Origin of the sequence: Plantactinospora sp. GCM10030261 (assembly GCF_042666615.1) — a bacterium.
Taxonomy (GTDB): domain Bacteria; phylum Actinomycetota; class Actinomycetes; order Mycobacteriales; family Micromonosporaceae; genus KBS50.
This window is the reverse complement of sequence record NZ_JBHTDD010000008.1, coordinates 21,818-45,446: the sequence shown is the minus strand read 5'-3', so window position 1 is coordinate 45,446 and position 23,629 is coordinate 21,818. Positions and strand designations below refer to the sequence as shown.

The 23,629-nt window shown below is 71.1% G+C and carries 23 protein-coding genes; 12 read left to right on the top strand and 11 right to left on the bottom strand.

The features are described from left to right. Positions 1-160 precede the first annotated feature (160 nt). On the bottom strand, positions 161-2,635 hold the full coding sequence (locus ACFQUZ_RS11930) for a carboxypeptidase regulatory-like domain-containing protein (protein ID WP_377441229.1): 2,475 nt from the start codon (positions 2,633-2,635) through the stop codon (positions 161-163). A gap of 369 nt (positions 2,636-3,004) precedes the next feature. On the opposite strand from ACFQUZ_RS11930, the gene ACFQUZ_RS11925 reads away from it, so the two are divergent. Next, on the top strand, positions 3,005-3,514 hold the full coding sequence (locus tag ACFQUZ_RS11925; RefSeq protein WP_377441227.1) for a Uma2 family endonuclease: 510 nt from the start codon (positions 3,005-3,007) through the stop codon (positions 3,512-3,514). A gap of 29 nt (positions 3,515-3,543) precedes the next feature. Here the strand turns inward: ACFQUZ_RS11925 and ACFQUZ_RS11920 are convergent, their stop codons facing one another. The 4 genes from ACFQUZ_RS11920 to ACFQUZ_RS11905 form a co-directional block, all read right to left on the bottom strand. After that, on the bottom strand, positions 3,544-4,299 hold the full coding sequence (locus tag ACFQUZ_RS11920) for a LytR/AlgR family response regulator transcription factor (protein WP_377441589.1): 756 nt from the start codon (positions 4,297-4,299) through the stop codon (positions 3,544-3,546). A gap of 110 nt (positions 4,300-4,409) precedes the next feature. After that, positions 4,410-5,630: a sensor histidine kinase gene (locus ACFQUZ_RS11915; protein ID WP_377441225.1), complete on the bottom strand. Its 1,221-nt coding sequence runs from the start codon at positions 5,628-5,630 to the stop codon at positions 4,410-4,412. Positions 5,631-5,702: 72 nt separating this feature from the next. Continuing rightward, positions 5,703-7,217 (bottom strand): sugar transferase, encoded by a 1,515-nt coding sequence (locus ACFQUZ_RS11910; RefSeq protein ID WP_377441587.1) that lies wholly within the window; start codon positions 7,215-7,217, stop codon positions 5,703-5,705. Positions 7,218-7,538: 321 nt separating this feature from the next. Then, positions 7,539-8,399, bottom strand: a complete 861-nt coding sequence (locus tag ACFQUZ_RS11905; RefSeq protein WP_377441223.1) for an Fpg/Nei family DNA glycosylase — start codon at positions 8,397-8,399, stop codon at positions 7,539-7,541. A gap of 81 nt (positions 8,400-8,480) precedes the next feature. Here ACFQUZ_RS11905 and ACFQUZ_RS11900 point away from each other — a divergent pair, with 81 nt between their 5' ends. The 3 genes from ACFQUZ_RS11900 (at position 8,481) to ACFQUZ_RS11890 (ending at position 11,340) form a co-directional block, all read left to right on the top strand. Next, positions 8,481-9,773, top strand: coding sequence for a glycosyltransferase (locus ACFQUZ_RS11900; RefSeq protein ID WP_377441221.1), 1,293 nt, complete (start codon positions 8,481-8,483; stop codon positions 9,771-9,773). 72 nt (positions 9,774-9,845) lie between these two features. Beyond that, a complete protein-coding gene (locus ACFQUZ_RS11895; protein ID WP_377441219.1) occupies positions 9,846-10,439 on the top strand; it encodes an RNA polymerase sigma factor in 594 nt (197 codons plus the stop codon). 13 nt (positions 10,440-10,452) lie between these two features. Continuing rightward, entirely contained in the window at positions 10,453-11,340 is an 888-nt protein-coding gene (locus ACFQUZ_RS11890; RefSeq protein WP_377441217.1) for a CU044_5270 family protein, read from the top strand. Between the two features lie 77 nt (positions 11,341-11,417). Here the strand turns inward: ACFQUZ_RS11890 and ACFQUZ_RS11885 are convergent, their stop codons facing one another. From ACFQUZ_RS11885 to ACFQUZ_RS11870, 4 genes are all read right to left on the bottom strand, one after another. Then, entirely contained in the window at positions 11,418-12,152 is a 735-nt protein-coding gene (locus tag ACFQUZ_RS11885) for a CDP-alcohol phosphatidyltransferase family protein (RefSeq protein WP_377441215.1), read from the bottom strand. Beyond that, positions 12,118-13,194: an iron-containing alcohol dehydrogenase family protein gene (locus ACFQUZ_RS11880; protein WP_377441213.1), complete on the bottom strand. Its 1,077-nt coding sequence runs from the start codon at positions 13,192-13,194 to the stop codon at positions 12,118-12,120. The genes ACFQUZ_RS11885 and ACFQUZ_RS11880 overlap by 35 nt, the downstream gene beginning before the upstream one ends. Then, a complete protein-coding gene (locus tag ACFQUZ_RS11875; protein ID WP_377441211.1) occupies positions 13,182-13,913 on the bottom strand; it encodes a sugar phosphate nucleotidyltransferase in 732 nt (243 codons plus the stop codon). Before ACFQUZ_RS11875 ends, ACFQUZ_RS11880 begins: the two co-directional genes overlap by 13 nt. Before the next feature lie 138 nt (positions 13,914-14,051). Then, positions 14,052-14,852 carry a hypothetical protein gene (locus tag ACFQUZ_RS11870; protein ID WP_377441209.1) on the bottom strand — a complete coding sequence of 267 codons (801 nt, stop codon included), beginning with the start codon at positions 14,850-14,852 and terminating at the stop codon, positions 14,052-14,054. 195 nt (positions 14,853-15,047) lie between these two features. Here ACFQUZ_RS11870 and ACFQUZ_RS11865 point away from each other — a divergent pair, with 195 nt between their 5' ends. The 3 genes from ACFQUZ_RS11865 to corA all read left to right on the top strand — a co-directional run bounded on the left by ACFQUZ_RS11865 (position 15,048) and on the right by corA (position 18,114). Further along, positions 15,048-15,440 carry a cyclic nucleotide-binding/CBS domain-containing protein gene (locus ACFQUZ_RS11865; protein ID WP_377441207.1) on the top strand — a complete coding sequence of 131 codons (393 nt, stop codon included), beginning with the start codon at positions 15,048-15,050 and terminating at the stop codon, positions 15,438-15,440. A gap of 69 nt (positions 15,441-15,509) precedes the next feature. After that, a complete protein-coding gene (locus tag ACFQUZ_RS11860) occupies positions 15,510-16,616 on the top strand; it encodes a PLP-dependent aminotransferase family protein (protein ID WP_377441205.1) in 1,107 nt (368 codons plus the stop codon). Positions 16,617-16,977: 361 nt separating this feature from the next. After that, positions 16,978-18,114 carry a magnesium/cobalt transporter CorA gene (gene corA / locus ACFQUZ_RS11855; RefSeq protein WP_377441203.1) on the top strand — a complete coding sequence of 379 codons (1,137 nt, stop codon included), beginning with the start codon at positions 16,978-16,980 and terminating at the stop codon, positions 18,112-18,114. 82 nt (positions 18,115-18,196) lie between these two features. Here corA and ACFQUZ_RS11850 read toward each other — a convergent pair whose 3' ends face one another. Then, positions 18,197-18,919, bottom strand: coding sequence for a hypothetical protein (locus ACFQUZ_RS11850; RefSeq protein WP_377441201.1), 723 nt, complete (start codon positions 18,917-18,919; stop codon positions 18,197-18,199). Positions 18,920-19,036: 117 nt separating this feature from the next. Between ACFQUZ_RS11850 and ACFQUZ_RS11845 the strand changes: the two genes are divergently transcribed. After that, positions 19,037-19,579 (top strand): peptidylprolyl isomerase, encoded by a 543-nt coding sequence (locus tag ACFQUZ_RS11845; RefSeq protein WP_377441199.1) that lies wholly within the window; start codon positions 19,037-19,039, stop codon positions 19,577-19,579. A gap of 33 nt (positions 19,580-19,612) precedes the next feature. Continuing rightward, positions 19,613-20,521, top strand: coding sequence for a rhomboid family intramembrane serine protease (locus ACFQUZ_RS11840; protein WP_377441196.1), 909 nt, complete (start codon positions 19,613-19,615; stop codon positions 20,519-20,521). Here the strand turns inward: ACFQUZ_RS11840 and ACFQUZ_RS11835 are convergent. Further along, on the bottom strand, positions 20,506-20,949 hold the full coding sequence (locus ACFQUZ_RS11835; RefSeq protein WP_377441194.1) for a PH domain-containing protein: 444 nt from the start codon (positions 20,947-20,949) through the stop codon (positions 20,506-20,508). The genes ACFQUZ_RS11840 and ACFQUZ_RS11835 overlap by 16 nt on opposite strands. A gap of 82 nt (positions 20,950-21,031) precedes the next feature. On the opposite strand from ACFQUZ_RS11835, the gene ACFQUZ_RS11830 reads away from it, so the two are divergent. The 3 genes from ACFQUZ_RS11830 (at position 21,032) to ACFQUZ_RS11820 (ending at position 23,615) form a co-directional block, all read left to right on the top strand. Further along, the gene (locus ACFQUZ_RS11830; protein ID WP_377441192.1) at positions 21,032-22,204 is read left to right on the top strand and encodes a thiolase family protein; all 1,173 of its coding nucleotides are present in this window, start codon (positions 21,032-21,034) and stop codon (positions 22,202-22,204) included. Between the two features lie 59 nt (positions 22,205-22,263). Continuing rightward, a complete protein-coding gene (locus ACFQUZ_RS11825; protein ID WP_377441190.1) occupies positions 22,264-22,797 on the top strand; it encodes a hypothetical protein in 534 nt (177 codons plus the stop codon). Positions 22,798-22,916: 119 nt separating this feature from the next. Further along, positions 22,917-23,615, top strand: a complete 699-nt coding sequence (locus ACFQUZ_RS11820; RefSeq protein WP_377441188.1) for a response regulator transcription factor — start codon at positions 22,917-22,919, stop codon at positions 23,613-23,615. Positions 23,616-23,629 lie beyond the last annotated feature (14 nt).

The window sequence follows — 23,629 nt, the reverse complement described above, 5'->3', positions numbered from 1 at the left end:
CTCGGCACCGGGGCTGTGGACAACCGGGCTGTGGATAACCCGGCCACCTTGTGCACAGCCTGTGGATATCTCGTTTCGGCTGTGGATAACCGGACCGTTGGCCCCCGGGTACGGAGCGGGGCCGGTGGCGAGTACGCTACCGGCCCCTTTCCGGATTGAGTCAGTTCAGGCTGACCGTGATGTTGACGATCAGCGGTCCGGTGGCCGGGACGACGTAGACCCCGCCGACCCGACGCTCAGTCGGCGTCGGGTTCCCCGAGACGGGCGGCCGGGTCGCGGTCGCGATCGGCCCGCCGGACCCGGCCTCCACTGCTGCTCCGGCGGTAGCCGTCGGCGGGTCGACCGGAGCCGGCGCGGTCGCACCGGCGGCGCTATTGCCGGTGGGGCGCCGGCCGGGCGGCGGCGGTGGGGTGGACGTGACCGGCGGGCTGAACCAGCCCCGGTGCCGCTCCCCGTCCACATCCACCTCGTAGCTGAACCTGATCTTCTGTCCCGGGAGTACCCGCATGGTGTACCTGCCGTTCCGGAGGCCATCCATGCCGACGGAGTCGCCGGTGGCGGCGTTCCGGGCGAACACGGTGCCACCCTCCGGTACGACCCCACCCGCGATCGTGAAGGTGCCGGTGACCTCGGTCCCGGTGCTGAGCCTCGTGTCGAAGCTGGCGGTGCCGCCCACCGTCACCTGGATGGTCTGTGCCTCGTACCGGTTGCCGGCGCCACCGGACCACTGGGGGGCGAACCCGTCAGCGGAGTAGAACAGCGGCCACCGGTACGGACCGAGCCTGTCGATCCGATACTGGCCGTCGCTGCCGGTCCACGCTTCCCCTTCGCCCAGGTAGTACCGCGGCACGACGCTCACCTGTGCGTCACGCAGGGGAGCACCGGCACCGTCGAGCACCCGGCCGGTTATCGAACCCGCCCGGTCGAGCAGCACCTTCGGCGCCCCGGCCATCGAGCCGGCGGCGGTCGTCACCGTCACCGCCTCCCGCTCGTCGCCCGTGCCGCCGGCCGTGCCGACCCACTGCCGCCCGTACGGCGAATCGAACGACATCGGAACCGCGAACAACCGGTAGCTCCCCGACTCCAGCGGACCAACAACGATCTTTCCGGTGGCGTCACTGCAGTCACCCCGGCCCTCCGGCTCCCGGATGTTCATGGGCACCAGGGCGTCGAGGCAGATGTCGGCGACTCCCTTGCCGGTGGACCGGTCGACGATTGTGGTGGTGATCCGCGCGGCGGGCCGGAGCCGGATGGTGGCCTCGACCGTCTCGCCAGCGACCACATCGACCGTCAGGCTGTCCCACCAGTAGTCCTTGTCTGGGATGTAGAGGTACAACTCGTGCCGGCCCTGGGGGAGTCCTTCGGCCACCACGACCCCGGTGCCGTTGCTGCACCCGTCCTGGACGCAGAAGTTCGGGACCGGCGCGCCGGTGACGGAGTCGGTCGCCCGGACCCGCACGGAGCCCGTGCCCAGCCAACTGTCGTTGACCGTCGTGGTGTTTCCGGCCGTCACCACCACCGGCGTCGCGGCGGCTTCGTCGATGGTGCCCTTGTAGTACTGGGAGCGGTTCTCGCTGTCGGAGAAGCCGGCCCGGTAGGTGCCGACCAGCACCGTCGGGAAGGTGAAGCTTCCGGTGCCGTCGGTGTGCTGCCATTCCGGTCCGCCACCGGGACCGTCGAACGCGCTCAGGTGGACCTCCGCACCGGCGGCGGGTTGGCCGCTCGCCGTGGTGAGCCGGCCGGTGACCGTGCCGGTGGGCAGCAGCGTGTCGTTGGCCACCACGGTGCCGTTCTCCGGCACGGTGAACCGGCCGGCTGCCGTCTCGCTGATCTCCCCCGGAACGAACTGGGTCTGGTACGAGTCGGCGATCGGGTCGAAGGAGACCGTGTAGGTCCCGGGCCAGACCGCGACGGCGTACCGGCCGTCGGCGTCGGTCATCCCCCAGTTCCACCCGCCACGGTCGACCGAGTTCGCGCTTATCAAAAGGTCCGGTACGGGATTGCCGGCGCCGTCCCGGATCTGACCGGTGATGGTGCTGGTCGGCAGGAACTGGTCGTTCACCGTGGTGGTCTGCCCGGTCGTCACGGCGACCAGGTCGGCGTCCTCGTCATACTTTCGCTGCCGGTAGAACTGCTCCGGGCCGCCGGACCGGTAGGACACGATGTAGTTGCCGACCGGCAGCCCACCGAAGGCGAACCGGCCGTCCTCGTCGGCCCACGTATCGGCGATGTCCCAGGTGTCGGCGTTGCGGACAAGCACCTGGGCGTATGACGCGGCGGCGCCGCTCTCGAGAGTCAAGCGGCCGGAGATTCCGCCGGTGGCCGTGGTCGCCGGGTCGCCGGTCGCCGTCCGTGCCGGACCAGCGGCCGTCGCCCGTGGCGGGCGGGTCCTCCGATCCTGCTCGGGGGTGGCGGCGAGCCGGGCGGCGCGGACCGCCACTCCGGCGTATGCCGTGGACGAGGGGCGCGTCGACTGCCCGGACGCGGTGCCGTCGGGTGCCGCCGAGCCGGTCGTGGTGGACGCCCGGTCGGGCGTCGTGTCTGGCCGCCCGGGTGCGGCGGCGGCCGGTGTGGCGAGCACACCGAGGAGGAGGATCGCGGCTGTCGTGCCGCGCAGGAGCCCGGTAAGGCGCATGGAGTTCCTTCTGAGGGGAGGCGGGGGCGGCCCGCTGACGGTCGACTGCCGTCTCCCCGATCGGCCCCCGCTGCCTGATCGATGACGTGATCCTAGATCGTCAATGCCCGGCCGGTGCCTGGCCGTTCGGCTGACAGACGGCCGACCGCAGGTCCACCGTGCCCGCTCGTCAGCGGGTCCAGTCCTGCTTCGCCGCGCGCACCCAGCCGGCCCTTCAGTTCCCGGGTGTGCCAGCAGCGCTCCGATCAGTGCGAGCCCTCGCGGCCGTAGCGGTCGTTGGACAAAGCTGTCAGGGTGAACCGGTAGAGAGGAGGCATGACCGTGAGTAGTGGCCCCGTTGCTCATCCGCGGCACGGTGATGCCTGGACGGTGGATGACCTCCAGGAGTTGACCCGAGACGGCCAGCAGTACGAGATCTTCGACGGGAGCCTGATCGTGTCGCCGCATGCGGATGTCTTCCACGGCGGGGTGGCGAACCGGCTCCGCCGGCTCCTGGATCGGCAGGCTCCGGCGGGACTGCTCGTCGGTCAGGACATCGGGGTCAGCGCCAACCGCTCGTCATACTTCGTCCCGGATCTTTTCGTTGCACGAGAGAGCGCGCTCGACAAGGGCGGCCCCGCCCTGCACCCGGACGACGTCCTGCTGGTGATCGAGGTGATTTCGCCGAGCAACGCCGGTCGGGATCTGGTCCTCAAGCGGCACGAGTACGCCGCGGTCGGCATCCCCCACTACTGGTTGGTCGAGCCGCGCAAGCAGAACCTCACCATCCTGGAGAATGTCGGCCGGGTCTACCGTGAGGCGGCGGTGGTCACGGTCGGGGACGTCCTGACCAGCGACGAACCGTTCCCGCTGTCGGTCGATCTTGCCGCCATCTTCTGAAGGTGGACCAGCCGGGCGGCGGACCGGCCTCAGCGGGTCCAGTCCTGCTTCGCCGCGCGCACCAGCCGGTCCTTCAGCTCCCGGGTGTGCCGCCGGCTGACCGGCAGCTCGGCATCGTCGATGATCACCACGTAGCCGGAGTTGGCCAACCGGAGTTCGGCGATGAGCCGCAACTGCACCAGGTAGGAGCGGTGGATCCGAACGAATCCGGCATCGGCCCAGCGTTCGGAGAGGGTTGCCAGTGGCACCCGGACCAGGTGTGAGCCGTCCGCGGTGTGCAGCCGCGCGTAGTCGCCCTGCGCCTCCACCCACCGCACCGCCGAGCGGGGCAACATGCGGGTGCTGCCGGCCAGTTCGACCGGGATCGCCGGATCCTCCTCCGATAGGGCCAGCGCGGCGGGATGGCTGGGCACCACCCGGGAACCGGTCACCCGGCGGACCGCCTCGGCCAACCGCTCCGTCTGCACCGGCTTGCGGACGTAGTCGGTGACGCCGAGGTCGAACGCGTCGACCGCCGCGTCGTCGTACGCGGTGACGAAGACGATCGCGGGCGGGCGGGCGAACCGGCGCAGCACCCGAGCCAGTTCCATGCCGTCGAGCCCCGGCATCCGGATGTCCAGGAAGACCGCGTCGACATCGGTGTCCCGCAGTACCCGGAGGGCCTCGGTGGCGTCCCCGGCGGTGTGCACCCGGCTCACTCTGGGGTCGGCCCGGAGCAGGTAGGCCAACTCGTCGAGGGCCGGCGGCTCGTCGTCGACGGCGAGGACCCGCAGGAAGGCCGTCACGACGTGCTGGCTGGGCATGCGCTCACGGCCCTCGCTTCGCTCGGTGCGTTCGCTCATGACGTGCTGGCTGGGCATGCGCTCACGGCCCTCGCTTCGCTCGGTGCGTTCGCTCATGACGTGCTGGCCCGGACGTGGCGGTGGAACTTCGGCACCCGCATGCTCACCTTCGTACCAGCACCCGGTGCCGTCTCCACGACCAGGCCGAACTGGTCGCCGAACGCCGAACGCAGCCGCTCGTCGACGTTGGAAAGCCCGACGTGCTGCCCCCCGTCGTCGACGCCGTCGGACGCCGGCCCGGTCGATCCTCCCAGCAGCACCGCCGGATCCATGCCCACCCCGTCGTCCTCCACGGTGAGATGGCATTCGGCGCCGGCGTCCCGGGCCTCGATGCTCACCATGCCTACCCCGGTCTTGCGCGACAACCCGTGCCGGACGGCGTTCTCCACAAGCGGTTGCAGGCAGAGGAACGGCAGACTGACCGGCAGCACCTCAGGCGCGATCTGCAACCGCACCTGGAGCCGGTCGCCGAACCTGGCTCGTTCGATGGTGAGATAACGGTCGATCGACCGCAGCTCCTCGGCGAGTGTGGTGAAGTCTCCATGCGCGCGGAAGGAATACCGGGTGAACTCGGCGAACTCCAGGATGAGTTCGCGGGCCCGCTCCGGATCGGTCCGGACGAACGAGGCGATCGCGGTCAACGCGTTGTAGATGAAGTGCGGGCTGATCTGGGCGCGCAGGGCACGTACCTCGGCCCGGGCCAACCGTTCCCTGGACGACTCCAGCTCGGCCAGCGCGAGTTGGGCGCCGGCCCAGTAGGCCGTCTCCAGTGTCGCCTGCAACAGACCGGGTGCCGGCTGCCCGTCGGAGATCGCCACCAGCGCCCCGACCGGCCGGTCGTCCGGACCGCTCAGCGGGGCCACCACCGCCCCGCGGACCAGGCAGTCCACCCGGTCGCACCGCAACTCGGCCTCACCCAGCACGGTCGACCGGTTGGTGGCGATTGCCCGGTGTGCCGCCTCGACCACCTGCTCCAGGTGGTGGCTGCCGCGTCCGTCGAAGGCGAGCGTGTCGGTGCCGTCCACCAGCGCCGCGCCGGGCGCCCCGACAAGCGTACGCAGATGGCGTACCGCCTTGGTCGCGCTGGCCTCGGTCAGCCCGCTGCGCAGCGGCTCGGCGGCCAGCCCGGCGGTGTGCAGGACGTCGTAGGTGGCCCGCTGCCCGGCCGTCACGATGCCGCGACGGGCCCGCAGCCTGATCACCGCGAGCACGGCGGCGCCGAGCGCGCCGAGCAGCGCGACGACGGCCAGGACCGACGACAGGTTGGCAGCCACGCCCAGCATCCTGTCGGGTGCCGGCCGTCCGCGCCAGGCACAGCGTCGCCTCGGGGTCCTCGCCGCCGTGGGTCAGTAGGCGCCCTTGCGGGCCAGCACCACGCCGACCGTCCGCCAGAGGATGCTCAGGTCGTATGCCAGCGACCAGTTGTCGACGTAGTAGAGGTCGAGCCGGACCGCCTCGTCCCAGGACAGGTCGGAGCGGCCGGAGACCTGCCACAACCCGGTCATACCGGGACGGACCAGCAACCGTCGGCGGACGTCGCCGAGGAAGTCGCCGTCGTCGGCCGGCAACGGTCGCGGCCCGACGAGCGACATCTCCCCCTTGAGCACGTTGATCAACTGCGGTAGCTCGTCAAGCGAGCTGGCCCGCAGGAAGCGGCCGGCCGGGAAGACCCGCGGATCCTGCTTGATCTTGAACAACATGCCGTCGGTCTCGTTCTGGTCGACCAGCCCCGCCAACCGCTCCTCGGCGTTCGTGTACATGGTGCGGAATTTCCACACCCGGAAGGTGCGGCCCTCGTACCCGACCCTGGGCTGCCGGAAGAAGACCGGACCGGGATCGGACGTCCGGATCGCCACGGCGATCAGGATGAACAGCGGGACGAGCAGCAGCAGGCCCACCGCGGCGGCGGCCCGGTCGAGCAGGTTCTTGGCCAGCAACGCCGGGCCGGACAGCGTCGGCTCTTCGACGTGCAGCAGGGGCAGACCCTCGATGGGTCGGATGTGCACCCGGGGGCCGGCGATGTCGGTGAGCTGCGGCGCCACCACCAGATCGATGCCGGAGCCCTCCAGTTGCCAGGCCAGCCGGCGCAACTCACCGGGTTCGGCGCTGGCCGAGCCGCAGACCGCGATGGTGTCCCCACCGACCTCACGGACCAAGGCCAGCACGTCGCGTCCCGCGTACACCGGGACCGGCGTGCGGATGCCCCGGGCGGCGGCGATGCCATCGGTGATGTGGATGGCGACCGGCACCAGACCGGCCGACGGGTTGCGGGTGACCGCCTTGTAGACCTCCAGCGCGTCCGGCAGCGTGCCGACCAACACCATCCGGTGTCCGGCGTGCCCGGCCTTGGTGCGGACGAGGTGCAGCACGGACCGGGCCACATAGCGGATCAACAGGATGAGGATCATGGAGCCGAGCAGCGCCGTGCCGACCGTGAAACGGGACAACTTCGTCACGGTGGCGAAGGCGATGAACGAGACGCTGGCCGCCACCATGATCCCGGCGCGAACCACCCGGCGGAACTCGTCGGTGCCCAGCCCCAGATAGCGCCGGTCGTAGGCGCCGTTGGCCCAGAGCAGGACCAACCAGCCGAGCGGCAGCAGCAGGTAGGCGACCGTGTAGAAGAAGGTGGGGTCGCCGCCCCGCTGGGCGTCGAAGCCGGCGGTCGCCTTGTCGAACAGTTGGATCGCGACGAAGCTGGTGAACGCCACCACCGCGAAGTCCAGCAACACCAACGCGATGGTGTACGGCCGGTGCCAGCGGGAGGCCCGGCGGCTGGCTCGGGCCCACGCGGAGCGGGGTACCCCGTTCGGCACCGGCGGCGTCGGTGGTTGGATCTCGAAGCTGTCGACGTGCCGCATGGGTCCGCTCTGGTTGGTGCTCCCCGTCGGGCGATAGAGGCTCGTGGTCACCTCGACTGTGTCCTCCCGCATGACACGTGCCGCCCACTCGCCGTAACGGCTCGGGTCGCCCACCGTCCCAGTCTCCCACGCATGACCTTGCGGATAGTCCCGCCAGGAGACATTACGTCCGTCCGCTGGGTCGCCGGCCAACGGGTCGGCGCGGTCCGCGGAGCCACGGACCGGGTCACTATACCGATGGATGGGGCCTCCGGAAGGTGCGAGTCCTGACTGATTCGTGGCTGGTTGGGTGGAATGCGGGTGGGGACGATCCCTTGTCACTCAGCGCACCAGCCGGGACAACCGACGGTCAGCCAATGGCTTGCCTCCGGTCTGGCATCCCGGGCAGTACTGCAGGCTCGAATCGGCGAAGGAAACTTCCCGGATCGTCGTGCCGCACACCGGGCAGGGTAGCCCCGCCCGCGCGTGCACGGTAAGGCCCGAACGTTTCTCACTCTTCAGCTCGGCCGCCCGCTGCCCGACCGAGCGGCGCACCGCGTCGGTCAGTACCCGCTGGGTGGCCTCGTACAGGGCGGTCAGCTGAGCGTCGGAGAGCCGGTTGGTGAGCGCGAACGGGGACAGCTTCGCGGCATGCAGGATCTCGTCCGAGTACGCATTGCCGATGCCGGCGAGCACCTGCTGGTCGGTGAGCACCCCCTTGACCTGCCCGCGGCGGCTGCGCAACCGCTCGGCGAAGGTGGCGGCGTCGGCGGCGAGCGCGTCGGGACCGAGCCGGCCGACACCGGGGACCTGTTCTGGGTCGGTGACCAGGTAGCTGGCCAGGCTCTTCTGGGTGCCGGCCTCGGTCAGGTCGAAACCGGAACCGTCGTCGAGGCGTACCCGTAGGGCGATCGGTCCCTTACCGGGCTTGAGCGGCGCCTTTGAGGCGAATGTCTCGCGGTAGTGCAGCCACCCGGCACGGGCCAGGTGCACCACCAGGTGCAGGTCGCCATCGAAGATCACATCGAGGAACTTGCCGTACCGTCCGGCACCGGACACCGTCCGGCCGGCGGCGGCGGACGGCGCCGGATCGTACGTCTTCAGCACGGACAGCGAGGCGACCTCGATCCGCTCGACCCGCCGGCCGACCGCTCGCTCACGCAGATAGGCGCCGAGCGCCTCCACCTCGGGTAGTTCAGGCACGCCGTCAACGGTAGCGTTTGTGGCCGTCAGTGCGGAGCGAGCGAGTCCGGCCGGTTGCGAGCGGCACGAAGGGTGGCCCCGGTGAAGGTGGTGGTGGCGCACAACCGCTACCGGGCGGCCCAGCCGTCCGGTGAGAACACCATCGTCGATACGGAGATCGATCAGCTGACCGCCGCCGGCGTCGAGGTGCTGCCGTTCCTGCGCAGCTCGGACGAGATCGAGGAGCTGTCGACACCGGCCAAGGCGCTGTTGCCGGTCTCCCCGATCTACGCCCCGCGGGCCCAGCGGGAACTGAGCCGGTTGATCGAGTCGCACCGGCCGGATGTCCTGCACCTGCACAACCCGTACCCGTTGATCTCGCCGTGGGTGGTGCGGACCGCCCACCGGTACGGCGTGCCGGTGGTGCAGACGGTCCACAACTACCGCCAGGTCTGCTCCTCCGGGCTCTACTTCCGGGACGGGCGGATCTGCACCGACTGCCGCGGTCGGGCGTTCGGCCTGCCGGCTGTCGTGCACCGCTGCTACCGAGGGTCCCGGGCGCAGAGCGCCCTGATGGCCACCACGCTGGCGCTGCACCGCCCGACCTGGCGATCGGTGGACCGGTACATCGCGCTCACCGGGGGAATAGCCGGACATCTGCGCGACTACGGGATCCCCGCCGACCGGATCGTGGTCAAGCCGAACGCCATGCCGGATCCGGGGCCGCCCGCCCCGCCCGGCGAGGGCTTCCTGTACTTCGGCCGGCTCTCCCCGGAGAAGGGCCTCGCCCTGCTGCTCGACGCCTGGCAGCGGCACCCGGACGGCTCGCTCGGCCGGCTGCGCATCGCCGGCGACGGCGAGCTTCGACCGCTGGCCGAGGCGGCGGCCGTGCACCGGGCGGACATCGACTACCTCGGACCGCTGGACCGGGCCAGGGTGGCCGCCGCGCTGCGCGACACCGCCGTGGTGCTGACCGTGCCGACCTGGCACGACGTGCTGCCCACGGTGGTGATCGAGGCGCTGGCCGCCGGCCGCCCGGTGCTCGGTACCGCGTTGGGTGGCGTCCCGTACCTGGTGGGTGCGGATCAACCGGCCGCGCCCGCCGGCACCGGGCCGGCCGGGGGCGGTCCGTCGGCGGCTGCCGGGTCCGCTGCGGGCGGTCCGTCACCATCGGGTACGGGGACCGAGACGCCGCTCGCCGGCGCGGCCGGTTGGGTCGTACCGGCGGAACCGGGTGCGCTCGCCGCGGCGCTGCCGGTGGCGCGGGCCGACGCGGCGGCCCTGGCCCCGGCCGCCCGCGCCCGCTACGAGACGGTCTTCCACCCGGACGTGGTCACCAGAAGGTTGGTCGACATCTACGCCGACCTGGCGGAGGGCGCTTCCCGGGCACGGTAGCGCTGCGGGCGTGAACCAGATCCGCGCGAGCAACGGATAGCAGACGAGTATCCGTGGCGCGAAGGATCACATATGAACCCAGCTGGGCAGTTCAGCGACGAACTGCGGACGTCGGACGACGCCGCGGTGATCAAACGGTCCGAGCCCGACCCGGAGTGTTTCGGGCTGATCTTCGACCGGCACGCCCCGCACATCCACCGGTACGTCGCCCGTCGGCTCGGTCCGGGGGCCGCCGACGACCTGACCGCCGAGACGTTCCTGGTGGCGTTCCGCCGCCGGCACCGGTACGCCCCCGACCAGCCGAACGCCCGGCCCTGGCTGTACGGGATCGCGACCAACCTGGTCGGCCAGTATCGGCGTGACGAGGTGCGCCAGTTCCGGCTGCACCAGGCGGCGGGGACCAGAACCGGCGAGGAGTGCCACGCCGACCGGGTCGTCGCAATGGCGAGTGCCCAGGCGACCAGGCCCGCCCTGATGGCGGCGTTGGCGGAACTCGCCCCGTCCGACCGGGACGTGCTGCTCCTGGTGGCCTGGGAGGAACTGACCTACGAGCAGGTGGCGGCGGCACTGGAGATCCCGGTCGGCACGGTCCGGTCTCGACTCAACCGGGCGCGCAAGAAGGTCCGCAGAGCACTGAGCGGATCCCACGTCATGGCAGATTCATAGGAGCGTGAACGCAATGGAAGACCTTCAGCTTGTCCGTGAGCTGCGGCGGGAGTCGCCGCTTCCGGGTCCCACCGAACTCGCCGGTGTGCGGCACCGACTGACCACCGCGATGGCCGCCGAGCCGGCCGGCGAAAGCTTCGTCCCCGCGCCGGTCCGGCGGCCGCGCCGAGCCCGTCGCTTCGTGCTTGCCGTCGCGACGGCGGGACTCGCCGCGGTGATTGCGGGTGTCGTCGTCATGGCGCCCGACAAGGTCGGCGGACCAACCGCGGAGGCCCAGGCGGCGGAGGTGCTGCACCGAGCGGCCACCGAGGCGCTGAAGCTGCCCGACGTCCCGCCGCGGCCCGACCAGTTCCTCTACGTCAGGGATTCCCATGGTGTGGAGAGGTGGCTCTCGGTGAATGGAACCCGGGACGGCCTGCGGACCGAGGGCAAGGATCGGGTGGTGTTGCCCGGCTGCGCTGACGGTCGCCGATCGGCGATCAAGGGCGACCGGGTGGTCGGCACCGAAGCGTGCACGCCGGAGCCTGCCTATCTGCCGGACCTTCCCAGGGATGTCGACGCCATGTTGGCCTACCTGAAGGACAACCGGAGGGGCGAGCAGGGTGCCGTCAACGCGATCGCCAAGGACATCGACTTCCTGCTGAGCGACCATCTGGTGCCGCCTCAGTCGAAGGCCGCGCTGTTCCGGGCGGCGGCGAAGATTCCGGGACTGAAGGTGGTCAAGGACGTCAAGGATCCGGCCGGCCGGCCGGGGGTGGGGATCACCTGGTCCAACGACGGCTTCACCAACGTGATCGTCTTCGACGAGAAGACGTACGCCTATCTCGGCCTGCGCACCGGTACCGCCGGTTCGGCGGTGGTGCGGGTGGCTGTCGTCAACAAGGCGGGCCAGCGGCCCTGAGTTGCTCGGCGGGACGGCCGGCGTGCGGCGTCGCACGCCGGCCGTCCCTCATGTGGAGGGGCCGGCAGGGAGCCTTGCTAACGCAGTGCGGCGCGGGCGGAGAACGCGATGCTGGCCAGCAGGAAGCCGCCGTTGACCACGGTGAATGCCGCGACCAGCCAGATCGTCCACGCCGGCGTGAGGGTGAGCACCAGCCCGGCCACGAAGATCACCGCACCGTAGTCGCGGACCAGCTTGACCAGCCGGACCGGCAGCGAGCGTGAGGTGATCATGCTGGCCGCGTTCGGGCCGGCCTGCATCACCGAGGTCACCAGGTTGACCATCCACGTGCCGGTGAAGACCGCGACCAACCAGGTCGGGGTGTCCGGCCGCTGCGCCACCGCGACCGCCGACAGCGATGCCACAAGCGCGATCTGGGCGGCCACGTCACACAACACGTCCAGCCGGGCGCCGGCCGCGGAGCCCTGACCGGTGACCCTGGCCAGTTGGCCGTCGGCGCAGTCCAGCGCGTACGCGAGCTGCCAGCCGAGCAGCGCGAGCAGGCCCACCGGCCAGGCCGGCAGGTCACCGGCCGCGACCGCCGGGGCCAACGCGATAACGGTCGCCGAGACGGCCAGCCCGAGCACCAGGTTGGTCAGGGTCAGTGCGGTGGGCGGCAGGCCGAGGCGCTGGGCGCCGAGCGCGATCGCCGCGCCGAACCACTGGCTGATCGGCTCGCTGAACAGGCCACCGCCCCGGTTCGTGCGGTGGAAGTCGCGGACGGTCGGGCGGGACAACTCAGTCGTCGAGGTTGTCGAGGTCGTCGAGGGCACCGGCGTAGTCTGCCAGCCGGCCCCGGATCTCGGCGGGAGCCAGGTCCAGGTGTTCGAGGATGGTGTACCGGTCCGGTCGGGTCCGGGGCGCGAAGGCGACCGCCTCGGCGAACTGGTCGTGGGTCAATCCCACGTCGGCCGGCTGCCGGGGCAGGTTGTGCCGGGCCAGGCAGGCCGACATCTGCGCCAGCCGCCGTTCGTCGCCGCGCAGGAAGGTGCAGAACAGCGCGCCCAGGCCGGCTAGTTCGCCGTGCGAGGCGGTGCCCGGGAACAGCGTGTCGACGGCGTGCATGATCTCGTGGCAGCCGCCGCTCGCGGGCCGGCTGCTGCCACAGACCGCCATGGCCAGGCCGCTGGAGATCAATGCCTCCGCGAGCACGGTGAGGAAGTCGTCGTCGGTCATGTCGCCGGGGTGGTTGATGACCGCCTCGGCACCGGCCCTTGCGAGTGACGCGGCCAGCCCGTCCACCGGCTCGCCGCGCACCTGGCGGGCCAGCTCCCAGTCGGCCAGCGCGCTGAAGTTGCTCACCACGTCGCCGATGCCGGCGCGGTTGTGCCGCTCCGGGCCGCTGTCCACGAAATCCAGGTCGACGATCACCGCTATCGGGATGTGCACCCCGTACGAGCCCTTGATCCCGTCGGTGATCAGGCTGGCCACCGGGGAGGCGATGCCGTCGTTGGCCAGTGCGGTGGCCACCGAGACCATCGGCAGGCCGCGCCGCATCGCCGCGTACTTGGCGACGTCCACCGTGCGGCCACCGCCGATCCCCACCACCGCGTCGTACGACCGGGCGCGCAGCTTTCCACCGAGATCGTTCGCGGCGTCCAGGGTGCCGCCCTCGGTGAAGAAGACGTCGGCCGAGCCGAGCGAGGGCCGGATCAGGTCGGCGATCTTCTCACCCAGCCCCGGACCGACGACCACCGCGACGTCCCCGCCCGCCGAGATCCGCCCGTCGGAGAGGATCGCGCCGAGGTCGGCCACCGCCCCCCGTCGCACGTCGATGTGCAGCGGGGTGAGGATCGAGCGGGCTAGTAGTGGCACGCGATCTCCCGGGCCCTTGCCAGGTCGTCGTGGTTGTCCACCTCGACCCAGTCGACGTCGCCGATGGCGGCTCCGCGTACCTCGCCGCCCCGGTTCGCGTACTCCTGGTAGCCGTCCTCGTAGTAGAGGTTGGGGTCGCGGCGCCAGGTTGCCTCCAGCGCGTCGGCCAGGCCGTCCGCCGCGTGCGGCTCGATAAGCGTGGCGCCGATGTACTCGCCGTACGCCTCGGCCGGGTCCATCAGCTTGGTGATCCGGCTGAGCTGCCCGGCGGAGTCGAATACGGTCTTCATCTCCTCGTCGGCGAGCTTCTTGACGGTGTCCAGGGCGAGCAGGACGCTCGGGCCGCGCTGGGCGAGCAGGGTCCGCTCGACGCTGACCGGGTGCACGGTGTCCCCGTTGACCAGCAGGACTCCCTCGGCGAAGAAGTCCCGGGCCAGCCAGAGCGAGTAGGCGTTGTTCCACTCCTCGGCCTTGTCGTTGTACACCAGCGTGATCTTGACGCCGTACCGGGCCTGGAGGTCGTCCAGCCGGGCCTCGACCGCCGAGGCGGCGTAGCCCACCACGATCGCGACATCGGTCAGCCCCACCTCGGCGAGGTTGCGCAGCGCGATGTCCAGGATGGTGGTTTCGCCGTCCACCGGGACCAGCGCCTTGGGCAGCGTGTCGGTGTACGGCCGCAGCCGGCGTCCGGCACCGGCGGCGAGCACCATACCGATCATGAGTGGGGATCCTCCCTGCAGACGAAGCCGTCCGCAGGAGGATAGCGCCGCCCGTCCGCCCGGACGGTGTCAGTGTGAGTTTGCCTCCCGTCGGGCGGTGCCGGCAGGCGGGCGGCTGAGCGGGGTCCGGGAGCGCGGTCAGCCCGGCAGCGCCGCCAGGTCGGCCAGTAACTCCAGGCGTTCGTCCGGGGTGAGCGCCGCGTACGGTCCGGCGGCTCGATTGTCGGTGTCCCGCTCGATGGCCGTACGCTCCGGTCCCGGTGGTAGGGCGGCAACACTCTGGGCGGTATGTCCTGATTCAGCCCACGCCGCGGCGTGCGCGTCGGCCCGGTGGTACCGCAGCACCCCCAGCCGGTTGAGCAACAGCCGACCCGCGGGACTACCGGCCGGTTCGTGGAGCGGGGCGACTGCGGCGAAGGCCGGACCGGGGTCGGTGCCGGCGGCGGCGACGAGCCGGGCCGCCACGCCCGCGAGGCGGACCACCCGGGCCTCGTGCCCGGCCCAGAGCCGCTCGGTCACCTGGGCGTGCAGGTCGAAGAGTTCGGCGAGGAAGGCGGCACCGCGCTCGGTGGCGCCGAACCCTCCAGCGGCGTGCTGGCCATCGGCCGTTCGGAAGATCATGCCGTGCGCGACCTGCCGGTCCAACGCCCGGGCGCAGTCCGCGGGGTCCTGATACCGGGTGATCGCGGCGAAGTCGGCGGGGTCCACCACGCCGCCGGGAGCCGCCAACCGGGTCCGCAGGTCGATCAGGAAGCCGACCGCGGCCGGCCCGCCGTAACGCCGGCCCAGTTCCACGCCGCCGGCGTCCCGGCTCGCGCGCATCGCCGCCACGAACACGCGGTCCACCGCGGGCGCGACCAGCCGCGCCACCCGGTACGCCGGCAGCTCCACCCGGTCGTCCGACCCGGCGTCCGGGTCCGGCGCGTGGAGCCCGCTCACCGGTTGAGGGCGCACGGCTCGGTTGTGCGAGGTGCGCAAACGCGGCGGAGGGGAGTCACCGGGCGAGATTACGGGGGTGGTGCCCGGAGCTGCTACCCGGACGCGATTCCGATGTTTGTCGATGGGGGTTGTCCATCGATGCCTGCGGGGTCAGGATAGCGGTACCGGTCCGGCGCCGATCAGGGGTGATGCGTGATGCAGGTGCGCGACGCGATGTCCAAGGAAGTGCTGATCGTCGGTCCCGACCACACGCTTCGGCAGGCCGCCCGGATGATGTCGGAGCGGCGGGTCGGCTCGGCGGTCGTGATCGATCCCGACTCCGAGGGCATCGGGATCCTGACCGAGCGTGATGTGCTAAACGCCATCGGCAACGGGTTGGACTGCGACACCGAGCACACCGGGGATCATCTGACCCCGGAGGTGGTGTACGCCGGCCCGGACTGGACCGTGACGGAGGCGGCCGCGGCGATGGCCCGCGGCGGGTTCCGCCATCTCGTGGTCCTGGACGGCGACGAGGTGCTCGGCGTGATCTCGGTGCGCGACATCGTGCGGGTCTGGACCAGTGAGCACCTGGCGGTCGCGGCCTGACCGGTTCAGCATGCGGACACGGCCGGACCTGCACCGCGGTGCCCCGGCCCACCCGTACGCTCGGTAGTCATGACTGCCGAGCAGCTGATCTCCTTCGCCCGTGGGGCGCCCTCGCTGGACATCGTCGATGTCGCCGGGCTCAAGGCCGCGGCGACGCGGGCCTTCGACACCGACCCGTCCGGCATCACCGCGTACGGGACCTCGGTGGGCTATCCGCCGTTGCGCGAGTGGATCGCGCGCAAGCACGGCGTGACGTCCGACCAGGTTCTGGTGACGAACGGTTCGCTGCAGGCCGACGCGTTCCTCTTCGACCACCTGGTGAAGCCGGGTGACCCGGTGGTGGTCGAGCGTCCCACGTACGACCGGACGCTGCTCAACCTCCAGCAGCAGGGCGGCCAGGTTTACCAGGTGCCCGTCGAACCGGACGGCGTGGACACCGCCGAGCTGCGCAAGCTGCTCGAATCCGGGGTACGCCCGAAGTTGGCGCACATCATCCCCAACTATCAGAACCCGGCCGGCGTGACCCTGTCCCTCGACAAGCGCCACGAACTGCTCGACCTCGCGGCCGAATACGGCTTCACGATCTTCGAGGACGATCCGTACGCGGACATCAGGTTCCGGGGTGAGCCGCTGCCGTCGATGCTGTCGCTGGACCGCCGCGACCTCGTGGTGCACGCCTCCAGCTTCACCAAGACGGTCTGCCCGGGGGTCCGGGTGGGCTACCTGGTCGGCGCCCCGGACCTGATCGCGGCGATCGCGAAGCGAGCGACGAACCTCTACATCTCGCCGGGAATGGTCTCCGAGGCGATCGTGCACCAGTTCTGCGTCTCCGGAGACATCGACCGGTCGATCGCCACCGTCTCGGCGGCCCTCGGCGAGCGGGCGCGGGTGCTGGCCGAAGCGTTGCGCCGGCATCTGCCCGAGGCGCGGTTCACCGAGCCGGACGGCGGCTATTTTCTCTGGATCGAGTTGCCCGAGGACGTGCACGTGGACGATCTGGCGCCGGCGGCCGCCGAGCGGAAGGTGGCGGTCGTGAAGGGCAGCGACTTCGTCCTGGACGGCGGTCAGCACGCGCTGCGGCTGGCGTTCTCGGCGGTGACCGCCGAGCAGATCGAGGAAGGCGTCCGGCGGCTGGCCGACGCCGTGCACTCGGTCCGTGACGCCTCCGCGCGATGACGGCGTACGTTGCCTGAGGTCAATTAGTTCTGTCAGAAACCCGACAGAAACTCCACGATCGTCGGCCGAGGGGTGTCGCCCGGCCGGCGATCGGCTCACAATGCTCCGAGCATCAGTCGTCGCGGCGCGGCCGATCGGATGATTTCCATCGCCGTTGGCGTGCCGGGCACGACTGGTTCCACGTCATGAACCCCCCGCCCCCACCGGCGCCGGGTGGGCCGCTCGCACCTCACCCCCCCGACGCGGCCGGTCCACCCGGCGCCACCTCCCCCGGGGCGGGGTGGCGACCGGCGTCTGTCGATCAGGCCTCCTGCACGCGTCGGCGTACCCTGCAACGAGCGTCGCTCAGGGGGAGGTGCGTATGGCCGATCGGATCGGGTCAGTCCGGGGTGACGGGGGCCCGCGGCCTCGCCCACGAGCCTGGGCCGCGCAGGTGCGCGCCCGCATCCTCGCCGCCGACGGACACTCTCGTCAGCCGTCCCGCCAACGACCGGCGGACCACGAGTCGGTCGTCGACTGCGGGCTGTACGTCGACGGCGAGCGGCAGCCCGGCACCTGGCAGTACGCCGACGCCCTGGACCACGCCCGGAGGCGGACGGACGCGTTCGTCTGGGTCGGCCTGCACGAGCCGACCGAGGACGTGATGGCCGGCATCGCCGAGACGTTCGGGCTGCACGAACTGGCCGTGGAGGACGCGGTGAAGGCTCAGCAGCGGCCCAAGCTGGAACGGTTCGGCGACATCCACTTCCTGGTGCTGCGCACCGCCCGCTACTGCGAGCACGACGAACTGACCGAGAACTCCGAGGTGGTGGAGACCGGTCAGGTGATGCTGTTCATCGGGCCGACCTTCGTGATCAGCGTGCGGCACGGCGACGCCTGCCGGTTGGCACCGGTTCGCGCCGGCCTGGAACGCAAGCGGGACCTGTTGACCGACGGGCCCTGGGCGGTGGCGTACGCGGTCACCGACCGGGTGGTCGACCTCTACCTGGAGGTGGCCGACAAGCTGGAGGACGATCTGGAGGGCCTGGAGGCGGAGGTCTTCTCCCGGCAGACCCGCGGGCCGATCCAGCGGATCTACCAGATGAAGCGGGAGCTGGTCGAGTTCAAGCGGGCGGTCATGCCGCTGCAACGTCCGATCATGCTGCTCACCGGGCAGGGCAGCCGGGACGTGCCGAAGGAGGTCCGGCGCTACTTCCGGGACGTGCAGGACCACCTCAGCCGCACGGTGGAACAGGTCAACTCGTACGACGACCTGCTCAACTCGATCCTCCAGGCCCGGCTCGCCCAGGTGACCGTCGAGCAGAACAACGACATGCGCAAGATCGCCGCGTGGGCGGCCATCGCCGCGGTGTGGACCTCGGTGGCCGGTATCTACGGGATGAACTTCGACTACATGCCCGAGCTGAAGATGCCCTACTTCTATCCGGGCGTCTGGGCCTTCCTGCTGACCACGTCGTTCCTGCTGTACCGCTGGTTCCGCCGCAACGGCTGGCTGTGACACAGCGAAGGACCCCTTCGCCAGGAAGGGGTCCTTCTCGTCGACCGCGCTGCGCCGGCCACCCTCGGTCGGGCGTACCCGATCAGTTGTTGCTCTTGCGGCTCGCGGTGGTGGCCGACCCGCCGATAACCGCGGTCGTCTCGTCGCTGGACTTCCCGTTGGCGCCGGCCGCCCGCTTCGCGCTCTCGGTGGTCTTGCTCGCGCCCTGCTTGGCCGTCTCGGTGATCGAGTCGGTCGCCGAGGCCAGCTTGTCGCCGTGCGCCTTCTCCGGCGCCATGGTCGCCGTGTTCGTCTCCCGTGCCGTCGACGCGGACCGGGCCAGGTCCCGTTCGGTCTGGCCGGCCGGATCCTTCGACACGCCGGTCAGCGTGGCGGCCGGGTCGTAGGCGTGCCATTCCTGGTTGTCCCGGCGGCGGCGCAGGGCGAAGGCGCCCGCGGCACCGACCGCCGCGCCCAGCGCCAGCACCGTGGCGCCCTTCGACAGCCGGCCCTTCGACTTCTTCTTGCCCATGTCCTTCAGATTCCCCTTCCGGGCCGCGGAGCCCGCCTGTCGCACGGCGCCGTCGGCGGCGACCGCCAGGGGCGCGATCGCGGCCATCGTGGATCCCCACCGGCGCTGTGCACCGCCGCGAACCTTCGCGGCCTTGGGAGCGACGTAGTCCTTGGCGGCCCCGACCCGGGGCGCGACCGTCGACCCGACGCCTTCCCGGGCATGGGCGGCGGCCTGCGCGAAGTGCCCAATGCCGTCCCGCAGCTCGGTCTTGACGAGATCGCGGTGGCGCGCGCGTCGCCCGATTCCAAACACCGGTCTCCACCTCCTGTGTGGTATCTCCGTCATCCTCCACCACCGGATGCCTCCGTACTGCCAGATCGGGCACATGGGAGGATCCGCATGGAACTGACCAACAACTGAGGAGTACCCGTGGCTGAGGCTGTCTACGCCACCCTGCACACGAACATGGGCGCGATCCGCCTGGAGCTTTTTCCCAACCACGCCCCGAAGACGGTGCGCAACTTCGTCGAGCTGGCCGAGGGGACCCGCGAGTACGTCGACCCGCGTACCGGCCAGCCCGGTTCGGGGCCGTACTTCGACGGCACCATCTCGCACCGGGTGATCAGCGGATTCATGATCCAGATGGGTGACCCGACCGGCACCGGCCGAGGTGGGCCGGGTTACCAGTTCGACGACGAGATCCACCCCGAACTGCGCTTCGACCGGCCGTACCTGCTGGCGATGGCGAACGCCGGCAAGATCGCCGGTCAGGGCACCAACGGCTCGCAGTTCTTCATCACGGTGGGGCCGCAGCCGCACCTGAACGGCAAGCACTCCATCTTCGGCCAGGTGGCCGACGAGTCGTCGGCGAAGGTGGTCGACTCGATCGCCAGCACCCCGACCGGTCCCGGCGACCGCCCGCGCCAGGACGTGATCATCGAGCGGGTCGAAATCCAGCGGACCGGCAACTGACCACGGTGGTGAACCCGAGGTACTTTTGCCGGCATGAGTGAGTCTCCCCCGACGACGCCGGTCTGCTACCGACACCCGTCCCGGGAGACCTACGTCCGGTGCACCCGGTGCGAGCGGCCGATCTGCCCGGACTGCATGCGGGAGGCCTCGGTGGGGCACCAGTGCCCCGACTGCGTGGCGCTGGGCAAGCGCACCCAGCGGCCGGCGCGCACCGCCTTCGGTGGTGGTGCCGCCGGCCGCCACGGCTATGTCACCAAGACCCTCATCGGCCTGAACCTGCTGATGATGCTGCTGTCGATAACCTCCTCCGGGGCCGGCCGCTCGCTCGCCGGCGGCGGGTTGGGCGGGCTCATGGGCAGCGGCACGCCGTTGACGGTCTGGGGTTCGATCCTCGGCCTGGCGCGCTACCAGGACTTCACGGTGCACGGCATCGCCAGCGGCGAGTACTACCGGCTGTTCACCGCGATGTTCCTGCACTACGGCCTGCTCCACCTGCTGCTGAACATGTGGGCACTGTGGGTGCTGGGCCGCACGCTGGAGGCGGCGCTCGGGCCGGCCCGGTTCCTCGGCCTCTATCTGGTGGCCGGGCTCGGCGGCAACGTCGCGGCCTATCTGTTCAGCGATCCGGCGCAGCAGACCGTGGGCGCCTCCACGGCGATCTTCGGCCTGTTCGGCGCGCTGTTCGTCATCATGCGACGGCTTGGCCGGGACACCTCCGGGGTGCTGCCGATCCTCGTGATCAACCTGGTCTTCACCTTCGCCGTGCCGTACATCAGCATCGCCGGCCACCTCGGCGGCCTGGTCCTCGGCACCCTGATGGCCCTGGTGCTGGCCTACGCCCCGCGGGAGCGGCGCACCCCGGTCCAGGTCGTGGGCGGCGTCGCGCTGCTGGTGCTGCTGTTGTTGGTCACGGTGGCCCGGACCGCTCAGCTGCTCGGCTGACGACCACCGCGCGCACCGGCCTGCCAGGCGGCGCGCAGCGCTTCGGCAACCTCGGCCGGCTCGGCGCCGAGGTCGTACCTGCCGAACAGGTGCAGCGAGTCCCCCGCGTCGATCTCCAGCGTCTCGCTGCGCAGCCCGCGCCGCGACCGGCTGTCCACCCGGATCCGCTCGATCCGCGCCCACTCCAGCCGGCGCTGACCGGCGTACCCGCGCGGCACCCGGATCCCGTCCGCGTCCACCGCCAGCCGGACCGGGGCGAGCAGGTCCCGGCCCGCCCAGCCGGCGAGGCCGGCCGCGACCAGCGCTCCCAGGGCGGGTCGAACCGGGTCGCCGTCGGCGAGCAGCACCGCGAGGACGACAAGCGCCGCGGCCCCGGCCAGCTTCAGTCCGGGGACCACCGCCGGCACCCGCCACCTCGCTGGTTCCATCCGCCCAGCATGCCAGTACGGGGCGGACGCTCGCGCGGACGGCGACGTACGATCGGGGCAGCCACGTTACCGGGGAGTACAGATGAGAGACGCGGTCATCGTCGAAGCGGTCCGGACCCCGGTCGGGCGACGCCGGGGAGCGTTGTCCGGCGTCCACCCCGTCGACCTGTCGGCGCACGTGCTGCGCGCCCTGGTCGAGCGGTCCGGCATCGACCCGGCACACGTCGACGACGTCGTCTGGGGGACCGTGTCCCAGGTCGGCGAGCAGGCCTGGAACGTTGCCCGCAACGCGGTGCTGGCCGCCGGTTGGCCGGAGTCGGTCCCCGGCACGACGCTCGACCGGCAGTGCGGGTCGAGCCAGCAGGCCGTGCACTTCGCCGCCGCCGCGGTCATCGCCGGTCAGGCGGATCTCGTGGTGGCCGGTGGGGTGGAGTCGATGACGCGGGTGCCGATGGGTGCCAGCGTCGGGGCCGGCCTGCCCTACGGCGACCAGGTGCGGGACCGTTACCGCGCGGTGGAGGGATTCGCGGCGGATGAGCCGATCCCGTTCAACCAGGGGGTCGGCGCCGAGTTGATCGCCCGGCGGTGGCACCTGTCCCGCGGTCAGCTCGACGAGTTCGCGCTGACCAGCCACGAGAAGGCGGCGGCCGCCCAGGACGCCGGGGCGTTCGACGGCGAGGTGGCGCCGGTGCCGGTGGCCGATGGTGGCAAGGTCACCCGGGACGAGGGCATCCGGCGGGACACCAGCCTGGAGCGGCTGGCCGAGCTGCCCACACCCTTCCGGCCGGACGGCGTGGTGACGGCCGGATCCGCGTCGCAGATCTCCGATGGTGCCGCGGCGCTCGCGGTGACCACCTCGGACTGGGCACGGGACCATGGCCTGCGGCCGCTGGCCCGGATCCACACGGCGGTGGTCGCGGCCGATGATCCGGTGACCATGCTCACCGCGCCGATCCCGGCCACCGCGAAGGCGCTGCGCCGCGCGGGGCTGGGCATCGAGGAGATCGGTGTGTACGAGGTGAACGAGGCGTTCGCGCCGGTACCGCTGGCCTGGTTGGCCGAGACGGAGGCGGAGTCGAGCCGCCTCAACCCGCGCGGCGGTGCCATCGCCCTGGGGCACCCGCTCGGCGGCTCGGGGGCACGGATCATGACCACGATGCTTACCCACATGCGCGACAACGGCATCCGGTATGGCCTGCAGACGATGTGCGAGGGCGGCGGAATGGCGAACGCCACCATCGTGGAACTTCTGTAATTCTACTTTCATCCATGTCACGCCGCGTCATCGTGGACACACGTATCGTTTCTTCTGACATGGACGTGTTCTCCCGGACCTTCCTGCCCGCCGCCGCCGAAGCCGGGGTGGCGATCCCCATCGTCAGCCGGCACATGCCGGTGTTGCGGCGGTGCGTCGACCCCGGCGACGTCACGGTGCTCGTCACCCGTTGCACCCGCCCCGACCGGCCGAACCAGCACGGTTACCTGCTGCTGCTCACCGAGCACCGGTTGGTGGTGACCCAGGAGACCGGGCTGCTCCGCCGGCTCCGGCTGCACCTCAACGCGGAGTTGCGGCATCTGGACAATGTGACGTGGAACGCGGATCCCCGGCTGAGCGCCGTCGAACTCGCCGCCACGGCGGTGGATGGGATCCGCGAGCGGTTCCTCATCCGCACCAACCGGGCGGACCAGGTGTGGCGTCTGGACGCGCTGCTCAGTAGGGCGTTCCGGACCCCGGTGCCGGGGCGGGCGGTCCGGTACGCCCCGGGCACCGCGACCGTACCCGGCACCGGACCGGCACCGACCGTCGACGTTCGTCGGCGAGCCCTCGGTGCCGCCATCGTCACCTGACTCCGATCGGGACACCGTCGGCGGCGGGTCCCGACGGGCATCGGCCCGCAGCGGGTTCTTACACACCTCGAACACGGCCCGACCCGACACTGTCGTCACCCATCGGTCATCATGGGCCGGTGTCCTCCGACGCGCAGCACCGGGGACTCGTCCTGGTGGTGGAGGACGAACCGGCAATCGCCGACCTGGTCCGGCTCTATCTGACCCGGGACGGGTTCGGCGTGCACGTCGAGCGGGACGGCATCGCCGGACTGGCCGCCGCCCAGCGCCTGCGCCCGGTGGCCTGCGTGTTGGACATCGCACTCCCTGGCCTGGCCGGCACCGAGGTGTGCCGCCGGCTCCGGGAGTCCGGTGACTGGACCCCGGTGATCTTCCTGACCGCACGGGACGACGAGGTGGACCGGATCGTCGGCCTCGAACTCGGTGCCGACGACTACGTCACCAAGCCGTTCAGTCCGCGTGAACTGGTGGCCCGGGTCCGCGCGGTGTTGCGCCGCAGCACGGGAACGCCGAACGGCGCCGACCGGCCGCGTACCGCGGGGCCGATCAGCCTGGACCCGAGCCGCCGCTCGGTCACCGTCGATGGAGCACCAGTGCACCTCACCACGACCGAGTTCGACCTGCTCGCGTACCTGATGAGCCGGCCCGGGCGGGTGTTCACCCGGGAGGAGTTGCTGGCCAGCGTGTGGGGTTACGCCGCGCACAGCGGGACCCGCACGGTCGACGTCCACGTGGCCCAGGTCCGGGCCAAGCTCGGTCCGGCCGCCGCCGAGTGGATCCGCACCCACCGCGGTGTGGGCTACGCCTGTGTCGGCTGAGCCACCGGTGGGCC

Bases quoted from the DNA above. Each gene is read 5' to 3' on its own strand.
- ACFQUZ_RS11930 (WP_377441229.1), bottom strand. From the start codon at position 2,635: ATGCGCCTTACCGGGCTCCTGCGCGGCACGACAGCCGCGATCCTCCTC.
- ACFQUZ_RS11910 (WP_377441587.1), bottom strand. From the start codon at position 7,217: ATGCGGCACGTCGACAGCTTCGAGATCCAACCACCGACGCCGCCGGTG.
- ACFQUZ_RS11895 (WP_377441219.1), top strand. From the start codon at position 9,846: ATGAACCCAGCTGGGCAGTTCAGCGACGAACTGCGGACGTCGGACGAC.
- ACFQUZ_RS11890 (WP_377441217.1), top strand. From the start codon at position 10,453: ATGGAAGACCTTCAGCTTGTCCGTGAGCTGCGGCGGGAGTCGCCGCTT.
- ACFQUZ_RS11875 (WP_377441211.1), bottom strand. From the start codon at position 13,913: ATGATCGGTATGGTGCTCGCCGCCGGTGCCGGACGCCGGCTGCGGCCG.
- ACFQUZ_RS11865 (WP_377441207.1), top strand. From the start codon at position 15,048: ATGCAGGTGCGCGACGCGATGTCCAAGGAAGTGCTGATCGTCGGTCCC.
- ACFQUZ_RS11860 (WP_377441205.1), top strand. From the start codon at position 15,510: ATGACTGCCGAGCAGCTGATCTCCTTCGCCCGTGGGGCGCCCTCGCTG.
- corA (WP_377441203.1), top strand. From the start codon at position 16,978: ATGGCCGATCGGATCGGGTCAGTCCGGGGTGACGGGGGCCCGCGGCCT.
- ACFQUZ_RS11840 (WP_377441196.1), top strand. From the start codon at position 19,613: ATGAGTGAGTCTCCCCCGACGACGCCGGTCTGCTACCGACACCCGTCC.
- ACFQUZ_RS11835 (WP_377441194.1), bottom strand. From the start codon at position 20,949: ATGGAACCAGCGAGGTGGCGGGTGCCGGCGGTGGTCCCCGGACTGAAG.
- ACFQUZ_RS11830 (WP_377441192.1), top strand. From the start codon at position 21,032: ATGAGAGACGCGGTCATCGTCGAAGCGGTCCGGACCCCGGTCGGGCGA.
- ACFQUZ_RS11825 (WP_377441190.1), top strand. From the start codon at position 22,264: ATGGACGTGTTCTCCCGGACCTTCCTGCCCGCCGCCGCCGAAGCCGGG.